Source organism: Cohnella pontilimi (assembly GCF_005049045.1).
GTDB lineage: Bacteria > Bacillota > Bacilli > Paenibacillales > Paenibacillaceae > Cohnella > Cohnella pontilimi.
Map to the genome: position 1 here is coordinate 317,602 of NZ_SUPK01000002.1, position 21,389 is coordinate 338,990.

Consider the following 21,389-nt stretch of genomic DNA (forward strand, 5'->3'; position numbering starts at 1 on the left):
AGGCATCCGGGCCGGTCGCAACGGCACTCGATCAAAGTTCCGGTTAACGGTGGAAAGCCGGCCTTCGCTACTGTTCCGGTCATGCATCCGGAAGTTCGAAAAGGCGTCTCGGGGATGATGTTCCGCCGGTCCGAACATTGGCTTGCACCAGCCGCCAACTCTCTGGGATCGGATTCCCGCTTCGTGTTCCCGTCTTCGACGTTACTTGAAAATGATGCTACTTCCTGTTATACGGCGTCACGCGCCATTTGTCAAATGGGGCGTCTCGCTCAAAAAAAGCCGCTCGAAGCGGATATAATCCGCTCGAACAGCTCATTCATCGAATATTCGGTTCGAGATTAAGCCTCGAGCTCTCTCGGCTCGCGGGATTCGCGGGTTTCCAGAGCATCCCAGCCATCCGCGCTCAGAATTTCCAGCTGCGTCTCCACCAATGCGCGGAAACGCGCACGGTAAATGGCCGCTTGCTTCTTGAGCTCTTCCACTTCCAGAGCCACTTTACGCGACTTCGCGAGAGAATCGTTGATGATCCGGTCGGCGTTCTTCTCTGCTTCCTTCACGATGAGCTGGGCTTCTTTCTTGGCATTGTTCTTGAGCTCATCCGCCGCTTCCTGCGCGACGATGATCGTCTTGCTGAGCGTCTCTTCGATGTTGGTGAAATGACCCAGCTTCTCTTGCGAAGTCGAGATTTGCGTCTGCAGCTCTTTGTTCTCGCGGATCAGAGCCTCGTAGTCCTTGATGATCTGATCGAGAAACTCGTTCACTTCATCTTCGTCATATCCGCGCAGCCGGCGGCTGAATTCTTTGTTATGGATGTCCAATGGCGAAAGTGGCATTGGGTTACCTCCTCGTGGTATCCGCGTTAGGCTTGTTCTTTCAGTCAATTCGACGAAAACCGCGGAAATCCTTCTAAGTTGCTACATAAATTTACCGATGCGAACTCGGGTTCTGCCGCTTTTTGACACGCCTTCCACCTCGAGCAGTTTAAATCGCCCAAAGCCTTTCATCGACACCACATCACCTGCGCGCAGCGGAGTCGACGGGTTTTCTTCCGTTTTCCAATTGACGCGGCACCGCCCTGCGCGAATCGGCTCCACGATTTTCGTCCGGCTTAACCGGAAAACGTCGCTTGCGATGCCGTCGAGGCGAAGAGATGCAACCGACAATACCTGCTCCTCTAACGTTTGCGCAACTTCGCGAAGCTGCGGCAACGGCAGCACACCAACGGACACTTCCACACGGTGTGCCTGTCTCATTTGCCCGGTTATAAAAACGGCGATTTCTTCGGCGATTAACGCGTGGCAGCCATCATCCCTCACATGCAGGTCGCCGATTTTGTCCCGCTTAATGCCCAGTCCGAGCAGCGCTCCCAAATAATCCCCGTGATCCAACTCCGAAATCCGGCGATCGTCCGAGGTGATGTCGAGCACCGCGATTCCCATATCTTCCGCATCCAGCGGGCGATAGTCCGGCGCAATGATCGCGCGTTTCCGCTCGGCACCCGCATAGCCGCCGTCGAGCCGGATAGCCGCGTCCGGATGCCGTTTCGCCAGCGCAAACAAAACATGCGCCTGGCGGGGGTCGAGAAAATCGGTCCGCTTCGTCTCATGACGTTCGGCGGCTCGTTCGACCCATTCCCAGGCGCGGTCCACAAATGCCTTTTCGTCCGGGTGAAAATGCTCGTAAATCTCCTGATGCGGCATACGTCACTTACCTGCCGCGCCAATGAGTTCGATAACGGTAATTAAGCCGACAGTTGCATAATGAAGAGCGATCAACGCGATAATCGGCGAAATGTCCAATACGCCGCCGAGGGGCGGAATGATCCTGCGGAAAGGACGCAAATAAGGCTCGGAAAGCTTGCCCAAGAATTCGCCCACTGCACTCTCTCGCACCGATGGCAGCCAAGAAGTAATGATGTAAATCACAAGAATATATCGATAAACCATCTCAACAGTTAAAATATAATTTTCAAATTGCGTCAATCCGGAGTCACCTCATTTTGGGGTATTCGGCTTCCTCCGAGAGCATTTCCGTGATGGTGCCCGATACTTCGACGGAATCCGGCGTGCAGAGGAATATGTCGGGTCCAAGCTTGGAAATGTGGCCGCCGAGTGCGTATACGGTGCCGCTCAAAAAATCGACGATTCGAATCGCTTGATCGCGGCGGATCCGCTGCAGGTTCACGACAACGGAACGGCGGCTTTTCAGCTGATCGGCGATTTCTTGCGCTTCGTCGTAAGTGCGGGGCTCCGTCAAAACCACGCGGGCGGACTTCTGGGAGTGAATGCTGACTACGTTGTTCTTTCCCCCATTTTTACGCGGCTCGAAAGCCGGGGTTTCAATTTCTTGCTCCTCGGCTGCCGCGTAGCGTTCGCGCTCTTGGACTTCTTCTTCCTGAAGGCCCAAATAGTTTAAAAAACGGTTCATCACACTCATGGTTGTCCCCTCCCCAGGCTTAACCGTCCCCATCCGCGGAAGGAACGGCATCAATTGCCCCTATCTCTTCTTTCCCTACCAAGACGGTTCCCAAACGCACCCATGTCGCGCCTTCCTCTACCGCCACTTCAAAATCGTTCGACATGCCCATCGAAAGCTCGGTTAATGGAGAAACGGCAGCCGATTCCCGATTCAGTTGATCCCGCAGCTCCCTTAAAGCGCGGAAAACGGAACGAGTATGTTCAGGCTCCGCTTCGTACGGCGCCATGGTCATGAGTCCGATTGGCCGAATCCTTGGCAAAGAGGTCAATTGACCGAGAAATTCCCGCACGCGGTCCGGTTCGAGTCCGTGCTTCGATTCCTCTCCCGACACGTTCACCTGAATGAAACAGGGCACGTCCATTCCGAGCGAATCCGCTTTTTTATGGATCGCTTCCGCCAGCGAAAGCCGATCCAGCGAATGAATGTAGTCGAAACGGCCGACAACGTCTTTCACCTTATTCGTCTGCAGCGATCCTATGTAGTGGAAGATGGCCTGTCCCTTCAGCGTGTCCCATTTGGCCTTCGCATCCGGCCAACGGTTCTCTCCGATATGACGGACCCCCGCCTGTACCGCCGCAGCGGCAGTTGCCGCGGACACATACTTGGTGACGGCGATGATTTGCACGTCTTCCCGCCGGCGTCCGCTTCTGGCACATGCGGCTGCCAGTCTCGCTTCCACGTCCCGCAAACGACTTTGCTGCGTCACGGAAACGCTCACCTCGATTTCCTGCCCAGCCAGCTCATCATCCGGCCTGTCGCTCCGTTCTCCATGCGATGGGAGAAAAACAGATCCGTTCGACAACCGGTGCACCATGATGACATTTCGATGCGGCTCGGCAAAATTCCTGCTTTTATCATAAGGTGTCGGTTTAATTGTTTCAAGTCAAGCCGCGCCTTTCCTTCGGCCGTCGGCATAAGGACATCGGATTGTTCCGAAATAGGGCGGACACGCCGGATGACAGCCTCATCCACCTCGTAGCAGCAATCGCCGATCGACGGGCCGATTGCCGCGATCAAATTGTCCGGCTTCGCGCCGAAAGCTTCGCTCATTTTGCTCACGGTCTGCCCGGCGATATTCGCCACGGTGCCCTTCCAACCGGCATGGGCCAGTCCCATGGCTCCAGTCACGGGATCAAGAAAATATAATGGCACGCAATCCGCAAAATATTGCACCAAAAGAATGTCCGGCTCGTCGGTGATCAAAGCATCGGCGTCCGGAACAGCGGACGCTCGATCCAACGAGCCGCGGCCGGCATCGGTTTTGCGGACGGTATAAACGTGGGTTCCATGGACCTGCTCGGCGCATGTCCATGCGGCAAAGTCCCATCCTAACCGGTCCGCGACAGAGCGGCGTCTCTCGATCACGGAAATCAGGTCGTCTCCTACGTGAAGCGCAGTGTTGCCGGCGTCGCGGGTCGTGAACCCGGCCGTTACTTCATCCCATTCTTGATGCAAGCCAAGCCTGAGCAGACCGGCCTGTTCCTCATCCGCACCGGGGAGCTTGAATGCTTCCATCCGCTTCACCTCCGCACACAGTGTAACATACCCGGCGCGGATACCGGAAGAAACAGATGCCCTACTATCGAGCGGCCGGCTCACGTTCTTCGCTGCGGTACGGTTTGGCGTCGTCCAGCCGAACCAGCACTACATCCGCACCGATTTTGACGATATTGCGCCAAGGGATGACCACGTCGTTGCCGCCTCCGAACATGCCGAACAAGCGTGTGGCAGTGGGCACAACGATCGAATCGATCCGTCCCTGCCGGAGATCCAGCTCCAGATCGCTGATCTGCCCGAGCTTTTTGCCGTCGACGATGTTGATGACGTCCTTCGTTTGGAAATCGGATATTTTCACGCCCATCCCCTCCGTCCGCTGTTGCCTACCACTCAATATATGAGCCCGGCCCGAAAAAGTGTCCGAAGCTGCGGCAATTTCGGGTAAACGCCCATATCCTCCGGGCAAGTATCACGATTCGCCCATTCTGAATACTGTGTTATCATCTCATGCTCAAGGAGGTTTTTTCACAGTGGCACTTACCCCTGGTCAACAAATTCCCGGCGGTCTTCCGGGTGGACTTCCCGGAGGTCTTCCCGGTGGAATACCTGGCGGCTTCCCTGGCGGATTCCCTGGCGGCTTCCCGGGAGGATTCCCCGGCGGCATGCCTGGCGGCTTCCCCGGCGGCTTCCCCGGCGGTATGCCTGGCGGCTTCCCGGGCGGTATGCCTGGCGGCTTCCCCGGTGGCTTCCCTGGCGGTATGCCTGGCGGATTCCCTGGCGGATTCCCCGGTGGCTTCCCTGGCGGTATGCCTGGCGGGTTCCCTGGCGGCTTCCCCGGCGGTATGCCTGGCGGCTTCCCCGGCGGTATGCCTGGCGGCTTCCCCGGCGGCTTCCCGGGCGGATTCCCTGGCGGCTTCCCCGGTGGCTTCCCCGGCGGTATGCCTGGCGGGTTCCCTGGCGGCTTCCCCGGCGGTATGCCTGGCGGCTTCCCCGGTGGCTTCCCCGGCGGTATGCCTGGCGGCTTCCCGGGCGGATTCCCTGGCGGTATGCCTGGACTGGAAGACTAATTTCCCGCTACACCCGGCACAACGCAAAAGCGGGCCCTTCAGGGCCCGCTGCTTTACGTTTTGACGTGTTTTTGCATTTGCTGAATCGCCGACTTCTCCAGACGGGATACTTGTGCTTGCGAGATGCCGATTTCATCGGCCACTTCCATCTGCGTCTTCCCTTCAAAAAAACGCATGGACAAAATCATTTTTTCCCGGTCGCCCAGCTTTCTCATCGCCTCCCGAAGCGCGATTTCCTCAATCCATTGGATATCCTTGTTCCGTTCGTCGCTGATTTGGTCCATCACATAAATCGGATCGCCGCCGTCATGATAGATCGGTTCGAAAAGCGATACGGGGTCCTGAATCGCATCGAGCGCAAACACGATATCTTCCTTGGGTACGTTCAGCGCTTCGGAAATTTCCATAATCGTCGGTTCCCGGGAATGTAAATTGGTCAGCTGATCCCGGATCTGCAGCGCCTTATAGGCGATGTCCCGCAAGCTGCGGGATACGCGGATCGGATTGTTGTCCCTCAAATACCGGCGAATTTCTCCGATAATCATCGGAACGGCGTAAGTTGAAAATCGAACGTTTTGGCCGAGGTCGAAGTTATCGATCGCTTTCATCAGCCCGATGCACCCGACTTGAAACAGGTCGTCCACATACTCTCCGCGGTTGTTGAACCGCTGGATAACGCTCAGGACAAGCCGTAAATTCCCATTGACCAGTTTCTCCCGGGCTTCCCATTCACCACGGGTTTGCAGAGCGAGAAACAGTTCCCTCATTTCGGCGTTGGTGAGGACTGGTAGCTTAGAGGTGTCCACTCCACAAATTTCCACTTTGTTGCGGGTCAATGCGATTCCTCCCGGGGTGCAACGTTATTGTCAAGTATCTCCGGGGAAGGGGTTTTTATTCCAGAAATCGGCCAGACCCATTACCGCTCAAACCATTTTGTTGAACTCCTTGCGCAGCCGTTTGATGATCCGTTTTTCCAGGCGCGAGATGTAGGATTGCGAGATACCGAGCAGGTCCGCCACATCTTTCTGGGTCTTCTCTTCGCCGTCCGCAAGGCCGAACCGCAGCTCCATGATGGTGCGTTCCCGCTCGCTCAGCTTGTCGAGCGCCTTATGCAGCAGTTTCCGGTCCACCTGCTCTTCGATGTTGCGGTAGATCGTGTCGTTTTCGGTGCCGAGCACGTCCGACAGCAGCAGTTCGTTTCCGTCCCAGTCGATATTCAGCGGCTCGTCGAACGATACTTCCGTTCTCGTTTTACTGTTGCGCCGCAAGTACATCAAAATCTCGTTCTCGATGCAGCGCGAAGCATACGTGGCCAGTTTAATTTTTTTTTCCGGATCGAACGTATTGACGGCCTTGATGAGCCCGATGGCGCCGATGGACACCAGGTCTTCGATATGAATGCCGGTATTTTCGAATTTGCGGGCGATATATACGACGAGCCTCAAATTCCTCTCGATGAGCATGGCCCGGATCGCGGCGTCTCCGGAAGGGAGACGCTCCAGCAAATACTCTTCTTCTTCCCGGCTGAGCGGGGGCGGCAGCGCCTCGCTTCCCCCGATATAATACACTTCCTCGCTTTTCCAGCCGAGCCGGAGCAGTACCCGGTACAGTGACAGCTGGGCAACCAATTTCCATTTCACGAACATGAACGGCAAGACCTCCTGTTAGGCGGGCTGTGATGGTGCCGGGATTTCCTGCCCGGCAGATACCAATTCCGGATGGAGAATGGCTCGGTACGTCCGGTCCGACGACAAAGTGCCGCCGTCGAGCCCGATCAGCACGCGCGCGGCCTCTATGGGGGGATGTCCTTCCCGGGAGAGCACGAGAGCATCCGGCTTGACCGCCAGCATCATCCGGGTTGAACCGTTGACTCCTCTGTAAGGAACCAGTCGAAGCCGGTCCATCCAGGCAAAAGAGGCGGAAGCCGACTCATCCAGTTCCGCGACAAGCCGGTCGGCGGACTCGGTCTGCAGCCTTGTACACCATCCGGCCGGCAGCTGCCCTTCCCATACCGATGCTTCCAAAATCATGACCGGGGTCCGGGTGAGCGGGTCATACAACCGGTTCCCGGTATCCAGCAAAGCCGGAACGGACCAGCTCGCACCGTCGATTCGAACTTCGGCTTTCCACACAAGCGACTCCGTGTCGTTCCGCTTTCGGCGAATGTCCGTCGTTCCATGGAACAAACGGAGCGAAAGGAAGAATGAAGCGGCGAACAAGCCAAGATGCATATGCCAATCCAGTATAATTCCGCCATTTTCCGTGATGGTCAAAGCGCCCGAGGAATCGTTCCACGAACGAAGCAGCGACCCCAGCCCGATCACACCTCCGAGCGTGGCAAAATTGACCATATAAAAGGCGCCGAAATTGCGGAGGAATGCCAGAGGCCCTCCGTAACCGAACGACAGCAGTACCATGAGAAGGGAGACGAACACCTTTGCTCCCAGCGAGTACAAATACGGAACGTCCGCCCAAAACATCGCCACGGCATAGGCGGCGCCTGCCGCGGCTGCGACAGCCACACGCCTTTTCCGCGGCTTCAGTTTTCGGACTTTCGCCGTAGCCAGCAGCACCGTGGCGTCCAGCGCAAAGTTGGTGAAAAATACGAGGTCCACAAATACAATCATAGAAATCCCCGCCCTTTGCCGCCCGGAGATCTGTTACGGGATCGGGGCCGGGTTGGATTGAACCCAGTATAATCGCTTTCTTTTCCGGTGTCTGTCTAATCTTGCCGCCCTCTTCGGGCTATTTTTGTAGGAAAAAGGCTGTCGGGATTCGGGGGCCGGCGGGCTTAATAAAGCCAAAAAAGCACGATTGCGCAAAGGCAATCGTGCTTTCAAAGTCAAGTTTTACCGGTCGCCGCGAGGACGGTTGCGTAGGAAGGCCGGAATGTCGAGCTGGTCGCTTGACGGGTTCTGGCTGCCGAATGGGCGAAGGTTGCCTGCCGGACGTACTTCCTGCTGCTGAGGAACCGTGCCGGAGGAAGTCGGTATGTCCGTCGGCATAGGCGCTGCTTGCCGGCGGGTCGGACCTTTGTGTTCGAAGCCGGTGGCGATGACCGTCACCTTGATTTCGTCGCGCATATGGTCGTCGATAATCGCGCCGAAGATCATGTTCACTTCCGGATCGCAAGCCGCGATGACGATCTCTGCCGCTTCATTCACTTCATACAGCGACAGATTGGAGCCGCCCGTGATGTTCATGATGACGCCGCGAGCGCCGTCGATCGACGTTTCGAGCAGCGGGCTCATGATCGCCTTGCGGGCCGCTTCGGTCGCGCGGTTCTCGCCGGTCGCGAGTCCGATGCCCATCAGCGCGGAGCCGCGCTCGGTCATGATCGTTTTGACGTCGGCAAAGTCAAGGTTGATGAGGCCGGGAACCGCGATCAAATCGGAGATTCCCTGCACCGCTTGCAGAAGCACGTTGTCCGCCACGCGGAACGCTTCAAGCATCGGTGTTTTTTTGTCGACAATCTCGAGCAAACGGTCGTTCGGGATGACGATCAGCGTATCGACTTTCTCTTTGAGCGCTTCGATGCCCAACTCGGCTTGCGACGAGCGTTTACGCCCTTCGAATGTGAAAGGACGGGTTACAACGCCGACGGTCAGCGCGCCGCTCTCCTTCGCGAGTTCCGCAATGACGGGAGCCGCGCCAGTGCCGGTGCCGCCTCCCATGCCCGCAGTTACGAACACCATATCGGAGCCGCGCAGCGTGTTCAAAATAAACTCCCGGGATTCTTCGGCAGCTTTTTTGCCGACTTCCGGATTGGCGCCGGCGCCAAGACCGCGGGTGAGCTTGTCCCCGATTTGAAGCTTTTGTTCGGATTTCGTAAGTTGAAGTGCCTGGGCGTCGGTGTTGACCGTGATGAATTCGACGCCTTTGACGCCGTTATCGATCATCCGGTTTACCGCATTGCTGCCGCCGCCACCGACACCGATGACTTTGATTTTCGCGAGCGGTTCCATTTCAAAATCAAATTCCAACATGATACCAAACTCCTCCTCGCTTCGCTTGAACCTATCATAAGCAGCGGCTTATATGAATTCTTTAAACATATTTTTGAACCATTCGACAAATCCCGACTTTCCGGAAGACGAAGCCCCTGCCGCCGCCTTGGTTTTGGCCGGTTTTTTCGAAGCGCCTGCGACCCGGCTGCGGACATACTTGGTCACCCATTGGATCATACCGACTCCGCTGCTGAACGAGGGGTCGCGCACGCCGATGTAATCCGGCACCGCGATCCGCACGCTGGATTCCAGCTCGATCTGCGCGAGCGGAAGGACACTCGGCATGGAAACCGTGCCTCCCGTCAGAACGTACCCGTTGATCTTGTCATGGTAACCGAGCCGCTTAATTTCTTGACGGATCATTTGGAAAATTTCCTGCATGCGCGGTTCGATGATGTTGGCCAAGTCGACCTGAGAAAATTCCTTTTCCACGTTCGTCCCGACTCGCATCACCTTGAACTTCAAATCTTCCGCGGCGTCTTCCACACGTGCACAGCCGTATTTGAGCTTGATCTTCTCGGCGTGCTCCGTCTGGGTTTTCAGCCCGTAGCAAATATCGCTGGTCACGTAATCTCCGCCGATCGGCAAAGTAGAAACGGCGGCCAGGCTGCCTCCTTCGAAAACGGCAAGCGTGGTGGAGCCGGCGCCGATATCGGCCAGCACGGTACCCATCTGCTTCTCGTCCTTCGACAGGGCCATCATGCCCGAAGCGAGCGACATGAGAACGATACCGGAAATTCGCAGGCCGGCTTTCTCCACGCATCGCATTAAATTATGTACAGCAGCTTTGGTTCCGGTAATGATCGTGCACTCGACTTCCAGCCGGACGCCGATCATGCCGCGCGGATCTTGAATGTCTCCCAATCCGTCGACAAAAAACTGCTTCGGCAGCAATCCGATGATTTCCCGTTCCGGCGGCAGAGCAACCACGCGAGAGGCCGTAAGTACGCGCTCGATGTCGTCTTCGCCGATTTCCCGGTCTTCATTTGAGACGGCCACAACGCCATGATTCGACTGCAAAGCGATGTGATTGCCGGCGATGCCGACATATACTTCGTCAATCGTAATGCCCACCATACGCTCGGCATGGTCGACGGCATTGCGGATGGATTGCACGGTCAGGTCAATATCGACGATGGCGCCTTTACGGATCCCTTCGGAATCTGCGGATCCGACGCCAATGATGTTAATGGCCCCGTTGCTGATTTCCCCTATAATCACCCGGATTTTGGACGTTCCGATATCCAGGCTGACGATGAGGTCGTTGCTGCTCAACCGGTGGCACCTCCCGTAGATCGATGAAAGTGGCTGCGACAAAGGGATGCATTCCTTACATATTCCACATCCCTGAGATATTCCCTCTTTTTTCAACATTTTTTTTGGTTATTCGCCAAGTGCGGCCGGCAAACCTTCAAACCCATTACCCTTCCGGTCCATAAATGAAATTCTAGCATTCTTTTACTAGATTGAGTAGTGTCCATTTCCTTATGTTCATCGGCTTCTCAAGGAGCGGCAGGCGCGTTTTCCGCCGAAAACGGTAAGTACGTGTCCGCTTCCAGCATGACGATGCGCCCCGGCTCGCGGTTCGCCACAAGATCGCTGAGGTACGGAATTTTCTCCTTCAGCTTCCCTGCGGTGGTGATCACTTCGAAGCGCGAACGGGTAAAAAGCTTGATTTTGTCCGGATAAGCTTTGGACGGATCCGGCTTGATTTCCGACAAGTCGGCCAGCAGCGGTTCCGGAAGCAAGCCAAGCGCCTCGCATAACCGTTTGCGGACGGCATCGTCCGGCTTCCAGCCCGTCAAAATGGGCTTGTCCGGCAGAGCGCCCGGTTTGACCGGCAGCGCCAGACCGTTCTCCAGCACGATGCGTATGCCTCCGTCTGCCGCAAGCTCGGAAGCGACCTCGTGATATTCGGTCACGCGGACTTCCCAGGAACCCGGAAATTTTTTGATCACCTTGACGTCCTTCACCGGCGGCAGCTTCCGAACTCTGCCCGCCAGCTTCTCCGAGCCGGGTGTAAAGAAAGAATCGCCCGGTTTCGCCGCGAGCGCGGCTTTCACTTCCGTCTCGGCAAGATTTCGGATTCCCGTTACGTGAATCTCTTGAACCTTGGATAGTGAGGACCGAAAAAAAAGGACGACGAGCACGATGGCGAAAAGCAGGATCACGAGACCGAGAAGCCTGCCGCCTCGGCGGCGCGGTGTTTCCGGCTCGCGTTTCAATGCGGGAATCCGCTCGTGCATCAGACTCTTTCCTCCTCGCCAGTATTCGACAACATTCAGCCAGGCTTGTACCTCCCCTTGCAAAAAACGGCCCCGCGTCAGGGCTGCGCGGGGCAGGCGTCACCTTGCAGGTTGAGGAATCAAGGGCTGGCCGCATTCGCGGATGATGTCTCCGCCCAGCTGCCGAAACATGTCTTCAATCCGTTCGTATCCTCGGTCGATGTAGTGGACCTGTTCCACCACCGTGCGGCCCTGCGCCGCCAATCCCGCAATGACCAGCGCGGCGCCGGCCCGCAAATCGGTGGCCTCGACCGTCGTCCCGTATAACTCGGGAGCGCCGCGAACGAATGCTGTGTTCAGGTCCACACGGATATCCGCACCCATGCGGCATAATTCATCTACATGTTTGAAACGGCCTTCAAAGATCGTTTCCTTGATGACGCTCACGCCTTCCGCAAGCGACAGAAAAGCCATGAGCTGCGCTTGCAGATCCGTAGGGAAGGCCGGATAGGGCGAGGTCATCACCCGTTCGACCGCCTTCGGCCTTGTGGAAGCGCTAATTTTAATTATAGCATTGCCGACCTCGATTTGAACACCGGCCCGGCGCAGCACGTGAATCAGCGATGTTAAGTGGCGCGGCTGGACCCCGTGCAATTCGACATCTCCCCGGCTGGCCGCCGCGGCAACCATCACGGTGCCCGAGACGATGCGGTCCGGGATGATTTCGAAATCGCACCCGGAGAGGGAGGACACTCCTTCGACGAAAATCGTGTCGGTTCCCGCGCCGGTCACCTGCGCGCCCATCTGATTCAAAAAGGCTTGCAAATCCTGAATCTCCGGCTCCCGCGCCGCTCCGACAATCGTCGTGCGTCCCTTCGCGAGCACGGCGGCCATCATGATGTTCTCCGTTGCGCCGACACTCGGAAAGTCCAGGATGACTTCGGTTCCTTTCAGCTGCGCGGCCCGGCAGACGATGCGGCTGCCTTTCTCCTGAATGTCCGCTCCGAGCGCCGCAAGCCCCCTGAGATGCAAATCGATTTTCCTTTCGCCGATGGCACATCCGCCCGGCTGGTACAAGTGCACTTCCCCGAAACGCGCGAGCAGCGGGCCGGTCAGGAACACGGACGACCGCATCTGTCGCATGAGCGTTTCCGGGATGTGCGAGGAGGAGGCGGGCGAAGTGTCGACGATGACGCTGCGATCGCCGTATGAGGCATTGCAGCCCAAGTTCCGCAAAATATCCAGCATGACGTCGATATCCAGCAGGCGGGGGACGTTGCGGACCGTCACCTCTCCTTCAGCCAGCAGGCTGGCGGCCAGTATCGGCAAAGCGGCATTTTTGGCTCCGTGGATACGTATGGTGCCCGAAAGCGGTTGGCCGCCTTCAATCACCAATTTGTCCAAGGGATTCACCTCCGGGTTACCGCTCACCCATCAAAAGAACCTCCGGCACCAATTGAAGTCCGAACTTTTCTTCGACTGTTCGTTGGATCCGCCCCATGAGGGTGAGAACGTCCTCGGCCGTGGCACCGCCCTGGTTAACGATGAAGTTGGCATGAACAAGGGATACCTCGGCGCCGCCTTCCCTCGCTCCCTTCAGACCTGCGGCCTCGATCAGCCGCGCGGCATGATCGTTCGGCGGGTTCCGGAAAACGCTGCCCGCGCACGGAAGCTGCAAAGGCTGGGTGCGCCGCCTCCGGTCCTTATACGAAGCCAAAGCGGCGGCGATCTCCTTGCGGTCGCCTGACGCGAGGCGAAACGAAGCCTGCGTCACGATACCCCGCTTGTCGTGCAGTACGGAGTGGCGATACGAGAAAGCCATCTCTTCAAGTCCCAGCGTTTCTTCGGTCCCGTCTTCCCAGACGATGTCGGCCGACTGAAATATGCGTGATACGTCCGAACCGTGCGCACCGGCGTTCATATAAACGGCACCGCCCACCGTGCCTGGAATTCCTCCCGCGAATTCCAGCCCGGTCAGCCCTTCTTTGCCGGCCACGACCGACAGCTTGATGAAGGAGTAGGAAGCTCCTGCGGTTACCGTTTCGTCCGAGAAACTCACTTCATCAAAGCCGTCGCCCAGCTTGATAACGGCTCCGCGGACTCCTTTGTCGGACACGAGCGTGTTCGAGCCTCGTCCGAGCACCTTCCACGGAACACCAAGCCTGTGAAGCACCTCGAGTGCGGCTGCGAGCTCGGAGCGGTTCTCCGGAACGATCAGTACATCCGCCGGACCGCCGATCTTCCATGTCGTGTACGAAGCGAGCGGTTCGTCCGCTAGGACGCTTCCGGCTTGCGCGCGCTCCAATTCAGCGAGCAGCTGCTGCATGTTGGATTTCCTCCTTTGGCAAGCACGATCGCCGGATCATCCCGGCAACCGCCTCGCGTCAGTCAGTGTCCCCAAGAGAACGGGCCGCCCTTGCAACGCCGGTGCACGGGTGCGGCAGTCACGATCACCCTGTATCCTATGACACACCGGTAAGGGTGGTGACAAATGCCTATATGCTGCAGGCCAGCCCGACCTTGGGATGTTTCTTGGATCCTTTATTTGCGTTGCCGTTTGCTCATGATGCGGTCAAGCTGTTCGCCGATCGCGGCCGCGGCATCCGGCATGCCCATTTTGCGGGCGGCCAGAGCCATCGAATCGCGCCGAACCGAATCTTTCATGATGTCCGCTACGTGCCCGAATAAGGAGTCCCCCGTCAGTTCGCGTTCCAGCATCATGACGGCGGCCCCGGCGTCTGCAAGACTCCGGGCGTTCGGCTCTTGATGGTTGTTCGTAACATTAGGGGACGGTACCAATATAGACGGTACGCCAAGCGATGTGATTTCCGCAACCGAAGAGGCACCCGCGCGGCTCACGACCAGTGATGCCGCCGCCAATACTTCCGGCATGTTGTGCACGTACGGAAGCAGATGCACCCTTCCTTCGGGCGCAGACGGCAGTCGATTGATTCGCGTCAGCGTCTCTTCATGAAATCTTTCACCGGTCACGAATACCAAATGGACGTCCGGCAGATCGTTCATCATCGGAACGATCTGGATCACCGCTTCGTTAAGCGCCTTGGCTCCGCGGCTGCCGCCGACCGCCAGCACGAACGGCGTGTCCGGAGCAAGCCCGAGCGACGAGAAGCCGCGGCTGCGGTCGGCTCCGACCACGGCGGATGCGCACGGATTACCGGCATGCTCGACATCCGGGCAATTCGAGAAAAAGGGCAGCGACTCGCGGAAACTGACGGCCACCGCGTCGACGAACCGGCTTAAAAATTTGTTGGTCAGACCAGGCACCACATTTTGCTCATGAATCAACGTTGGGATTCCGAGCCGGGAAGCGGCGTACACGACTGGACCGCATACATAGCCTCCGGTTCCCACGACGGCGTCGGGCTTGAATTTCCGCAGCAGTTCTTTGGAGCGCCTTACGCCCTGCCAAAAACGAATGACGGTCCTGACGTTCTCCCACGACAGGGAACGCCGGAATCCGGTAATGTCGATATGTTCGAACGGAACGCCGTGCTGGGGAACGATAGAGCTTTCCAGCCCTTTGCGCGTGCCTATGTACATCAATTCGCAGCCGTCATACCGCCGCTTTAACTCCCGGCCGACCGCAAGAGCGGGATAAATATGTCCCCCGGTTCCTCCCCCGGTCAACACAACACGCATACAGCGTCACCTCGAATAACGGGATAAGTTCAGTAAAATACCAAGCGCCGTGAGCAGCAGCGTCAGCGACGAGCCGCCGTAGCTGACCAGCGGCAGCGTGATGCCCGTTACGGGCAGCAAACCGATGACGACGCCGATGTTGATCAGCACCTGCACGGCGATGATGCCGACGATCCCGGAAGCGAGCAGACTGCCGAACGGATCCGAGATCGTGATCGCAGTCCGCATGCCCCGCCAGATCAGAATAAGGAACAGCATCAGCAGGAGCGATCCCCCGATGAAACCCAATTCTTCGGCCAAAATGGAAAAAATGAAGTCCGTCTGCGGCTCCGGCAAATAGTTGTACTTCTGCCGGCTCATGCCGAGGCCGAGCCCGACAAGCCCGCCCGGTCCGATCGCGTACAGAGACTGGATCGATTGGTAACCCGCGCCGAGCGGATCCTGCCACGGATCCAGAAAAGCCGTGATCCGCTGAAGCCGGTAAGGCGCGGCCGCGATGAGCGCGCCGAGCCCCGCCAAGCCGAGCAGACCAAGTCCGGCGAGATGGGAAATCCGCGCTCCCGCGACGAAAATGACGAGCAGCGAAGCGCCGATCATCACCGCGCCGGTGCCCAAGTCGGGCTGCAGCATGATGAGGCCGAACGCGGTTCCCATGATGGCGAGCGGCGGAAGCAGACCGCGCGTGAATAACGTCATCAAGTTTTGCCTCTCGGACAGCAGGCGGGCAAGAAACAAAATCATGGCCAATTTCATAAATTCCGAAGGCTGGATGCCGAAGGAGCCGATTCCCAGCCAGCTGCGGGCACCCCCGCGCACAACGCCGACTCCCGGCACCAGCACGATCAGCAGGAGCCCGAAGCAGATGAGCAAAGCCGGGAACGCCCATTTGCGCCATAACGGGTAATCGACGTTCATCGTGACGAACATCGCCGCGACGCCGAGCACCGCGAATACGAGCTGACGCTTCACATAGTAATAAGCGTCTCCGTAGTCGTGAAATGCGGCGACGGCGCTTGCGCTGTATACCATCACGATGCCGATCGCCAATATGCCGATGATGGCGGCGATCATCCAAAGATCGGGAACAGAACGGAATTTGGCCATGGAACCGGACACCTCGCGTACTTGCGGAAGTGGGGACAAGCCCCCTTCTACAACGTATGCGCCGAATGCTTAAACATGCGGCCGCGCACCTCGTAGGAAGGGAACATGTCCCAGCTTGCGCAGGCCGGCGACAGCAGCACGGTGTCTCCGGGCTGCGCCAGCGAGGCGGCTTCTTCTACCGCGCGGCGGAGCGTGGCTTCGGCGTCACCCACAGGTTCGACGATTTTCACCGCCGGTAAACCGGCCGATTCCGCCACCTTCCGCAGCTTCTCCCTCGTTTCGCCAAAGGCGATCAACGCTTTGAGGCGTGTCCGGAAAATCGGCAGCAGCTCCATATAGTCCGAGCCCCGGTCCAACCCCCCGGCGATCAGAACGACCGGCGAAGGCAGCGAAAGTACGGACATGGTGGTGGCCATCGGGTTCGTCGCCTTCGAATCATTGTAGTAGTTCACGCCGCCGAAGCGGCCGACATACTCGAGCCTGTGCTCAACGCCTCGGAACACCTGCAGCGGTTCGGCCAGCCGTTCCGGGTCGGCGCCGGCCGCAAGAGCAACGGCGATCGCCGCGAGCGCGTTGGCCGTATTGTGCCGCCCGGGAATGCCGAGCTCGTCGACCGGGAGAATCGCAACTTCTCCGCCATGGCCGTCGCGATAGACGATCCGGCGCTCCTCTTCCGGCTCGTCGTCCCCGGGCTTCACCGACGGGTACGGCGGCTCGACACAGACGCCGGCGTCGAGACGGGACACGAGCGAGAACGGCAGTTTTCGGGCACGGAACCGCTGCGACAAATCCCGGCAAACGGCATCATCCGCGTTATAAACGGCCGTATCTTCCTCCGTCTGATTTTCGAACAATTTCGCCTTGGAGGCGACGTAATCCTCCATCGTCCCGTGATAATCGAGATGGGTTTCCGCGAGATTGAGCAGACAAGCGATGCGGGGGTGAAAATCCCGGGTGCCTTTGAGCTGAAAGCTGCTCAGTTCCGCCACCAGCCAGCCGTCGGCCGCCGCTTCCTGCGCCGCCTCGCTTAACGGACGGCCGATGTTGCCGGCGACGAGCGGCTTGAGACCGGCCGCTTCCAGCAGCACGCCTGTCCAAGTCGTGGTCGTCGTTTTGCCGTTGGAGCCGGTGATGCCGATGATCGGAGCTTGCGACAGCTGTCCCGCCACCTCCACCTCCGTCACGATTTCCACGCCGAGCCGCAGGGCGGCCGCTACAGGCGGCGCCGAATACGGAATGCCCGGATTTTTCACCAAAAGCGCCGTTTCTTCATTTACGAGTCCTTCGGGATGTCCGCCGCATTGAACAGAAATGCCCAAAGCCTCCAATTCGGAAGCTTCGGGACATTCTTCCCGCGGCTTGCGGTCATTGACGGCGACGTCGGCGCCGATCCCGTGAAAAAGCTTGGCCGCGGCTACGCCGCTCCGCGCCAGACCGAGGACCACGACGCGCCGCCCCCGGTACGCTGTAAGCTGCATCATTCGCTGTTTGCCCCTTTTACATCTTGTACAAGAACAAGCCGGCGACGGCCAGAACGAAGCCCGCCAGCCAGAACGTCGTGACCACCCGCCATTCCGACCACCCCGACAGCTCGAAATGGTGGTGGATCGGGCTCATTTTGAATACCCTTTTCCCTCTTGTCTTAAACGAAATGACCTGGATGATGACAGAAAGCATTTCGAGAACGAAAACGCCGCCGATGACGATGAGAAGCAGTTCAGTTTTCGTGAGAATCGCAACGGCCGCCAAGCCGCCGCCGATGCCCAGGGAGCCCGTGTCTCCCATGAACACTTTGGCCGGATGCGCGTTGTACACCAGAAAGCCGAGCACCGCCCCGACCAATGCCGCGGAAAATACGGCGGTCTGCTGCTGCGCCATTTGCAGCGCAATGACGGCGAACGCCCCGAAAGCCAAGGCGCTTGTCCCGGACAACAATCCGTCCACCCCGTCCGTGAAGTTGACCGCATTGCTCGCCGCGAAAAACATCACGACAACGAGCACGTAATACCCCCAGCCCAAATCCCATGAAAGGCTCGTGCCCGGAATGCCGAGTGTGGTGGGATGGTCCATCCGGTACAGAATGCCGCAAAAAAGAAAAGAAAAGAGCAGCTGCCCCAGCAGCTTCTGTCTGGCCGTCAAGCCAAGCGAGCGCTTGAAGGCAATTTTGACGTAATCGTCCAGAAACCCGACCAGCCCGAAGCCGAGGCAAGCGACCAGCAATGCCCAGAACATCGGGCCGCGGTCGGAAAACTTCAAGAACGCGAGCGTAAGCGCGAGTATAATGATGACCCCGCCCATCGTCGGCGTTCCCGATTTCTTCAAATGGGACTGCGGACCGTCTTCCCTGACCTGCTGCCCGAACTTGAGCCGGCGAAGCAGCGGAATGAGCAGCGGGCCGAACAGCGCCGCGAGCACGAAAGAAACGCCCAGCGTGAGCAGTACCGAAGTATAGTCCATGGCTTACCCGACGACTCCTTTCTGCAGCGCGGCGACGACCTCTTCCAGTTTCATGCCGCGTGAAGCTTTGACCAGCACCAAATCATCCGGTCCGGTTTCCCGCAGCAGCGTCTCCGTCAACTCCCGCTTATCGGCAAAATGCCTTACCGAGCCCGATGGAAATGCCTGTTCCGCGGCTTTCGCCGTATGCGCGGACAGCGGGCCGTACAGGTAAACAAAATCCGCGGTTTCCGGCGTCAGAGAACGGCCGATCTCCGCGTGGAACGATTCCTCGTCGGGACCCAGCTCCAGCATGTCTCCAAGCACGATTCTTTTGTGCCGGTAACCGGCGAGAGCGTCCGCCAGCGATATCGCGGCCAGAACGGAAGTCGGACTCGCGTTGTATGCGTCGTTCAGGACGACGGCGCCGTTACTCGCGCGTGTACGTTCAATCCGCATGCCGGTCAGCTTCGCGGCCGATAATCCTTCCCCGATTTGCTCCGGTGTGACGCCCAGCGCCTTTCCTACCGCGGCGGCCGCAAGCGCGTTAACCGCGTTGTGCCGCCCCGGTACGGGGATTTCATAGGTGTGTACGCCGTCTTCCGTTCTCGCCTCGAACCGTGTCGTTTCGGCCGTCACGCGAATGTTCGATACCGACAATGCGCAAGCTTCCGATTCCCCGAACGTGACCCATTCGATGGGATCCGGAAGCTCCAGCGCCTGCAATTCTTCGTCGATCAGCGGCTCGTCGCCGTTGACGATGAGCACGCCGCCGGGCTTTAACCCTTGCACGATTTCAAGCTTGGCCCGGGCAATGTTCCGTCGGGAGCCGAGCTGAAGCAAATGAGCTTCCCCGATGTTGGTGATTACCGCGATGTCCGGCTTCGCCAGATTCGACAGCAGTGCGATTTCTCCTCGGCCGCTCATGCCCATTTCCAGCACGAGCACTTCCGTTCCGGGATCGGCGCGCAAAACGGTCAGCGGCAAGCCGATGTGGTTATTTAAATTGCCTTCCGTCTTATGCACGCGGTAACGCGTAGAGAGTACGGAAGTGATGAGGTCTTTGGTCGTTGTTTTCCCGTTGCTTCCGGTAACGGCCACCACTTTCGCCTGCAGCGCGCCGAGATAATGCGCGGCAAGCCGCTGCAGCGCAGCCAGCGTATCGTCGACGAGCAGCAGCGGGATGCCGGCATCCGCCGGCTGAGCACGGTCGCGCTGCCACAGCGAAGCGACGGCGCCTGCTTCGCGGGCCGCCTCTAAATAATCATGTCCGTCGAAACGATCTCCGGACAAGGGTACGAACAATTGTCCCGGCTTGATCTGCCGGGTATCGGTAGAGACGCCGGCGAAGACCGCGCCGCCGGCCGCCTCCTCGACAGCCGCGCCGCACCATACGGCGGCATCCCGCAGGGTAGCTTGCATCACGCTTGTTGGCTCCTTAAGGCGGCTCTCGCCACCAGGCGGTCGTCGAAATCATGGGTGACGCCGCCAATAATTTGATAGGTTTCATGGCCTTTCCCCGCAATCAATACTACATCTCCGGGGTTGGCCGATTCAACCGCCATTTCGATCGCTTTGCGCCTGTCCGGCAACAGCCGGTAACGATCCTGACCGACGCCGGCTTCTTTCAATCCAGCTTCGATGTCGTCCAAAATTCGGAGCGGATCTTCGGTACGCGGATTGTCGCTGGTGATAATGACCGTGTCCGCCAGCTCCGCGGCGATTTTGCCCATTTTCGGCCGTTTCGTCCGGTCCCGGTCCCCACCGCAGCCGAACACGCAGATCACTTGGCCGGTCGCCAGCTCTCGAACGGTACGGAGAATGTTCTCCAATCCGTCCGGCGTGTGCGCATAGTCGACGACAACCGCAAAATCTTGGCCCTCGTCTACCGATTCCGCTCGGCCGGGCACACCGGGGACAGCTTCGAGACTCGCGATGGCGGAATCCAAAGGGATGCCTTCACACCAAGCGGCGGCGAGCGCGGCCAGTGCGTTATACACGTTAAATTTCCCCACCATGCGAAGCCGAACCTGCCGCACTCCTTGGAGCGTCGTCAACGTGAACTGCGTTCCGCGCGCCGATATCGACACATCGCCGGCCCGCAGATGAGCCTCATTATCGATGCCGTAGGTGACCACTTCCGCAGCCGTCAGCTTGGCAAAAGCCTCCGAAGCTTTATCGTCGGCATTCAGCACGGCATATGTACGATCTTCCGGGCGGTCCGCATAATCGTTGCCGAGTCTGGAGAAAAACAAACCTTTGGCCGCCTGATAGGCTTCCATCGTTCCGTGATAATCCAGATGATCCTGCGTCAGGTTGGTGAATACGGCGGTACGGAACCGGGTTCCTTTGACACGGCCTTGCTCAAGCGCGTGAGAAGAAACTTCCATCACGCAGCGCTCGGTGCCAGACTCCGCCATATCGCGGAAAATCCGCTGAAGCTCGAGCACGTCGGGCGTGGTGCCGGACATCGGCAGCGTGCGGCCGGCGAAACGCGTCTCGATTGTCCCAATGACACCGGCTGGCACGCCGGCGTCCGTCCATATTTTTTCAATCAAATAGGTCGTCGTCGTTTTCCCGTTCGTGCCGGTGACGCCGACCGGACGGAGCTTGTGCGAAGGTCGTCCGTAAAAGAAGTCGGCCAGCTTGGCAAGCGCGAGCCGGGTATCCGGCACGACCAATTGCGGAAGGGCAACCGGAAGCTCGCGGGATACGAGCAGCGCTGCGGCGCCTTGGGCCGCGGCTTGTTCGGCGAAGTCATGGCCGTCCACCGTGTGGCCGGGCAAACAGACGAACAAGTGTCCGGGCTTCACTTTGCGGGAATCGGTCTCCAAATCGGAGATTCCGACACTGCCGTCCCCAGCGATCCGGAACATAAGCAATTGTTGAGATAATTCGTGCAAATTCATGACAGA

At 58.4% G+C, this 21,389-nt stretch carries 22 protein-coding genes and 1 other annotated feature (1 of these 23 running past the window's edge); of the genes, 1 reads left to right on the forward strand and 21 read right to left on the reverse strand.

From position 1 onward, the window contains the following. Positions 1 to 205, reverse strand: a binding site (T-box leader); it reaches 63 nt to the left of the window's first position. Between the two features lie 133 nt (positions 206 to 338). The 7 genes from E5161_RS05570 to E5161_RS05600 form a co-directional block, all read right to left on the reverse strand. Further along, positions 339 to 833, reverse strand: a complete 495-nt coding sequence (locus E5161_RS05570; RefSeq protein WP_136776722.1) for a DivIVA domain-containing protein — start codon at positions 831 to 833, stop codon at positions 339 to 341. Positions 834 to 914: 81 nt separating this feature from the next. After that, positions 915 to 1,700, reverse strand: coding sequence for a YlmH family RNA-binding protein (locus E5161_RS05575; protein WP_136776723.1), 786 nt, complete (start codon positions 1,698 to 1,700; stop codon positions 915 to 917). A gap of 3 nt (positions 1,701 to 1,703) precedes the next feature. After that, on the reverse strand, positions 1,704 to 1,982 hold the full coding sequence (locus tag E5161_RS05580) for a YggT family protein (RefSeq protein WP_246042109.1): 279 nt from the start codon (positions 1,980 to 1,982) through the stop codon (positions 1,704 to 1,706). A gap of 7 nt (positions 1,983 to 1,989) precedes the next feature. Beyond that, on the reverse strand, positions 1,990 to 2,436 hold the full coding sequence (locus tag E5161_RS05585; RefSeq protein ID WP_136776724.1) for a cell division protein SepF: 447 nt from the start codon (positions 2,434 to 2,436) through the stop codon (positions 1,990 to 1,992). A 19-nt stretch (positions 2,437 to 2,455) separates the two neighbouring features. Beyond that, the gene (locus tag E5161_RS05590; protein WP_246042110.1) at positions 2,456 to 3,184 is read right to left on the reverse strand and encodes a YggS family pyridoxal phosphate-dependent enzyme; all 729 of its coding nucleotides are present in this window, start codon (positions 3,182 to 3,184) and stop codon (positions 2,456 to 2,458) included. 8 nt (positions 3,185 to 3,192) lie between these two features. Continuing rightward, entirely contained in the window at positions 3,193 to 3,993 is an 801-nt protein-coding gene (gene pgeF, locus E5161_RS05595; RefSeq protein ID WP_136776726.1) for a peptidoglycan editing factor PgeF, read from the reverse strand. Between the two features lie 64 nt (positions 3,994 to 4,057). Next, the gene (locus E5161_RS05600) at positions 4,058 to 4,333 is read right to left on the reverse strand and encodes a YlmC/YmxH family sporulation protein (protein ID WP_136776727.1); all 276 of its coding nucleotides are present in this window, start codon (positions 4,331 to 4,333) and stop codon (positions 4,058 to 4,060) included. A gap of 239 nt (positions 4,334 to 4,572) precedes the next feature. Here E5161_RS05600 and E5161_RS05605 point away from each other — a divergent pair, with 239 nt between their 5' ends. Further along, positions 4,573 to 5,106 carry a hypothetical protein gene (locus E5161_RS05605; RefSeq protein ID WP_211246689.1) on the forward strand — a complete coding sequence of 178 codons (534 nt, stop codon included), beginning with the start codon at positions 4,573 to 4,575 and terminating at the stop codon, positions 5,104 to 5,106. Here E5161_RS05605 and sigG read toward each other — a convergent pair. From sigG to E5161_RS05675, 14 genes are all read right to left on the reverse strand, one after another. Further along, complete coding sequence (gene sigG / locus E5161_RS05610; protein ID WP_136776728.1) at positions 5,096 to 5,878, reverse strand: RNA polymerase sporulation sigma factor SigG; 783 nt, start codon at positions 5,876 to 5,878, stop codon at positions 5,096 to 5,098. The genes E5161_RS05605 and sigG overlap by 11 nt on opposite strands. An 87-nt stretch (positions 5,879 to 5,965) precedes the next feature. Then, a complete protein-coding gene (gene sigE / locus E5161_RS05615) occupies positions 5,966 to 6,688 on the reverse strand; it encodes an RNA polymerase sporulation sigma factor SigE (protein ID WP_136776729.1) in 723 nt (240 codons plus the stop codon). Positions 6,689 to 6,706: 18 nt separating this feature from the next. Continuing rightward, on the reverse strand, positions 6,707 to 7,669 hold the full coding sequence (locus E5161_RS05620) for a sigma-E processing peptidase SpoIIGA (protein ID WP_136776730.1): 963 nt from the start codon (positions 7,667 to 7,669) through the stop codon (positions 6,707 to 6,709). Positions 7,670 to 7,891: 222 nt separating this feature from the next. Beyond that, a complete protein-coding gene (gene ftsZ / locus E5161_RS05625) occupies positions 7,892 to 9,028 on the reverse strand; it encodes a cell division protein FtsZ (protein WP_136776731.1) in 1,137 nt (378 codons plus the stop codon). Between the two features lie 48 nt (positions 9,029 to 9,076). Further along, complete coding sequence (gene ftsA, locus E5161_RS05630) at positions 9,077 to 10,324, reverse strand: cell division protein FtsA (RefSeq protein ID WP_136776732.1); 1,248 nt, start codon at positions 10,322 to 10,324, stop codon at positions 9,077 to 9,079. Positions 10,325 to 10,551: 227 nt separating this feature from the next. Further along, on the reverse strand, positions 10,552 to 11,295 hold the full coding sequence (locus E5161_RS05635; protein WP_136776733.1) for a cell division protein FtsQ/DivIB: 744 nt from the start codon (positions 11,293 to 11,295) through the stop codon (positions 10,552 to 10,554). A 99-nt stretch (positions 11,296 to 11,394) separates the two neighbouring features. Continuing rightward, positions 11,395 to 12,678 (reverse strand): UDP-N-acetylglucosamine 1-carboxyvinyltransferase, encoded by a 1,284-nt coding sequence (gene murA / locus E5161_RS05640; RefSeq protein WP_136776734.1) that lies wholly within the window; start codon positions 12,676 to 12,678, stop codon positions 11,395 to 11,397. 16 nt (positions 12,679 to 12,694) lie between these two features. Beyond that, the gene (gene murB, locus E5161_RS05645) at positions 12,695 to 13,600 is read right to left on the reverse strand and encodes a UDP-N-acetylmuramate dehydrogenase (protein WP_136776735.1); all 906 of its coding nucleotides are present in this window, start codon (positions 13,598 to 13,600) and stop codon (positions 12,695 to 12,697) included. 215 nt (positions 13,601 to 13,815) lie between these two features. Further along, on the reverse strand, positions 13,816 to 14,934 hold the full coding sequence (gene murG, locus E5161_RS05650) for an undecaprenyldiphospho-muramoylpentapeptide beta-N-acetylglucosaminyltransferase (RefSeq protein WP_136776736.1): 1,119 nt from the start codon (positions 14,932 to 14,934) through the stop codon (positions 13,816 to 13,818). A 6-nt stretch (positions 14,935 to 14,940) separates the two neighbouring features. Next, positions 14,941 to 16,038: a stage V sporulation protein E gene (spoVE, locus tag E5161_RS05655; RefSeq protein ID WP_136776737.1), complete on the reverse strand. Its 1,098-nt coding sequence runs from the start codon at positions 16,036 to 16,038 to the stop codon at positions 14,941 to 14,943. 47 nt (positions 16,039 to 16,085) lie between these two features. After that, entirely contained in the window at positions 16,086 to 17,519 is a 1,434-nt protein-coding gene (gene murD / locus E5161_RS05660; RefSeq protein ID WP_136776738.1) for a UDP-N-acetylmuramoyl-L-alanine--D-glutamate ligase, read from the reverse strand. Positions 17,520 to 17,535: 16 nt separating this feature from the next. Beyond that, positions 17,536 to 18,495, reverse strand: coding sequence for a phospho-N-acetylmuramoyl-pentapeptide-transferase (gene mraY, locus E5161_RS05665; protein WP_136776739.1), 960 nt, complete (start codon positions 18,493 to 18,495; stop codon positions 17,536 to 17,538). 3 nt (positions 18,496 to 18,498) lie between these two features. Continuing rightward, a complete protein-coding gene (locus E5161_RS05670; protein WP_342773844.1) occupies positions 18,499 to 19,896 on the reverse strand; it encodes a UDP-N-acetylmuramoyl-tripeptide--D-alanyl-D-alanine ligase in 1,398 nt (465 codons plus the stop codon). After that, a complete protein-coding gene (locus E5161_RS05675) occupies positions 19,896 to 21,383 on the reverse strand; it encodes a UDP-N-acetylmuramoyl-L-alanyl-D-glutamate--2,6-diaminopimelate ligase (RefSeq protein ID WP_136776741.1) in 1,488 nt (495 codons plus the stop codon). The genes E5161_RS05670 and E5161_RS05675 overlap by 1 nt, the downstream gene beginning before the upstream one ends. Positions 21,384 to 21,389 lie beyond the last annotated feature (6 nt).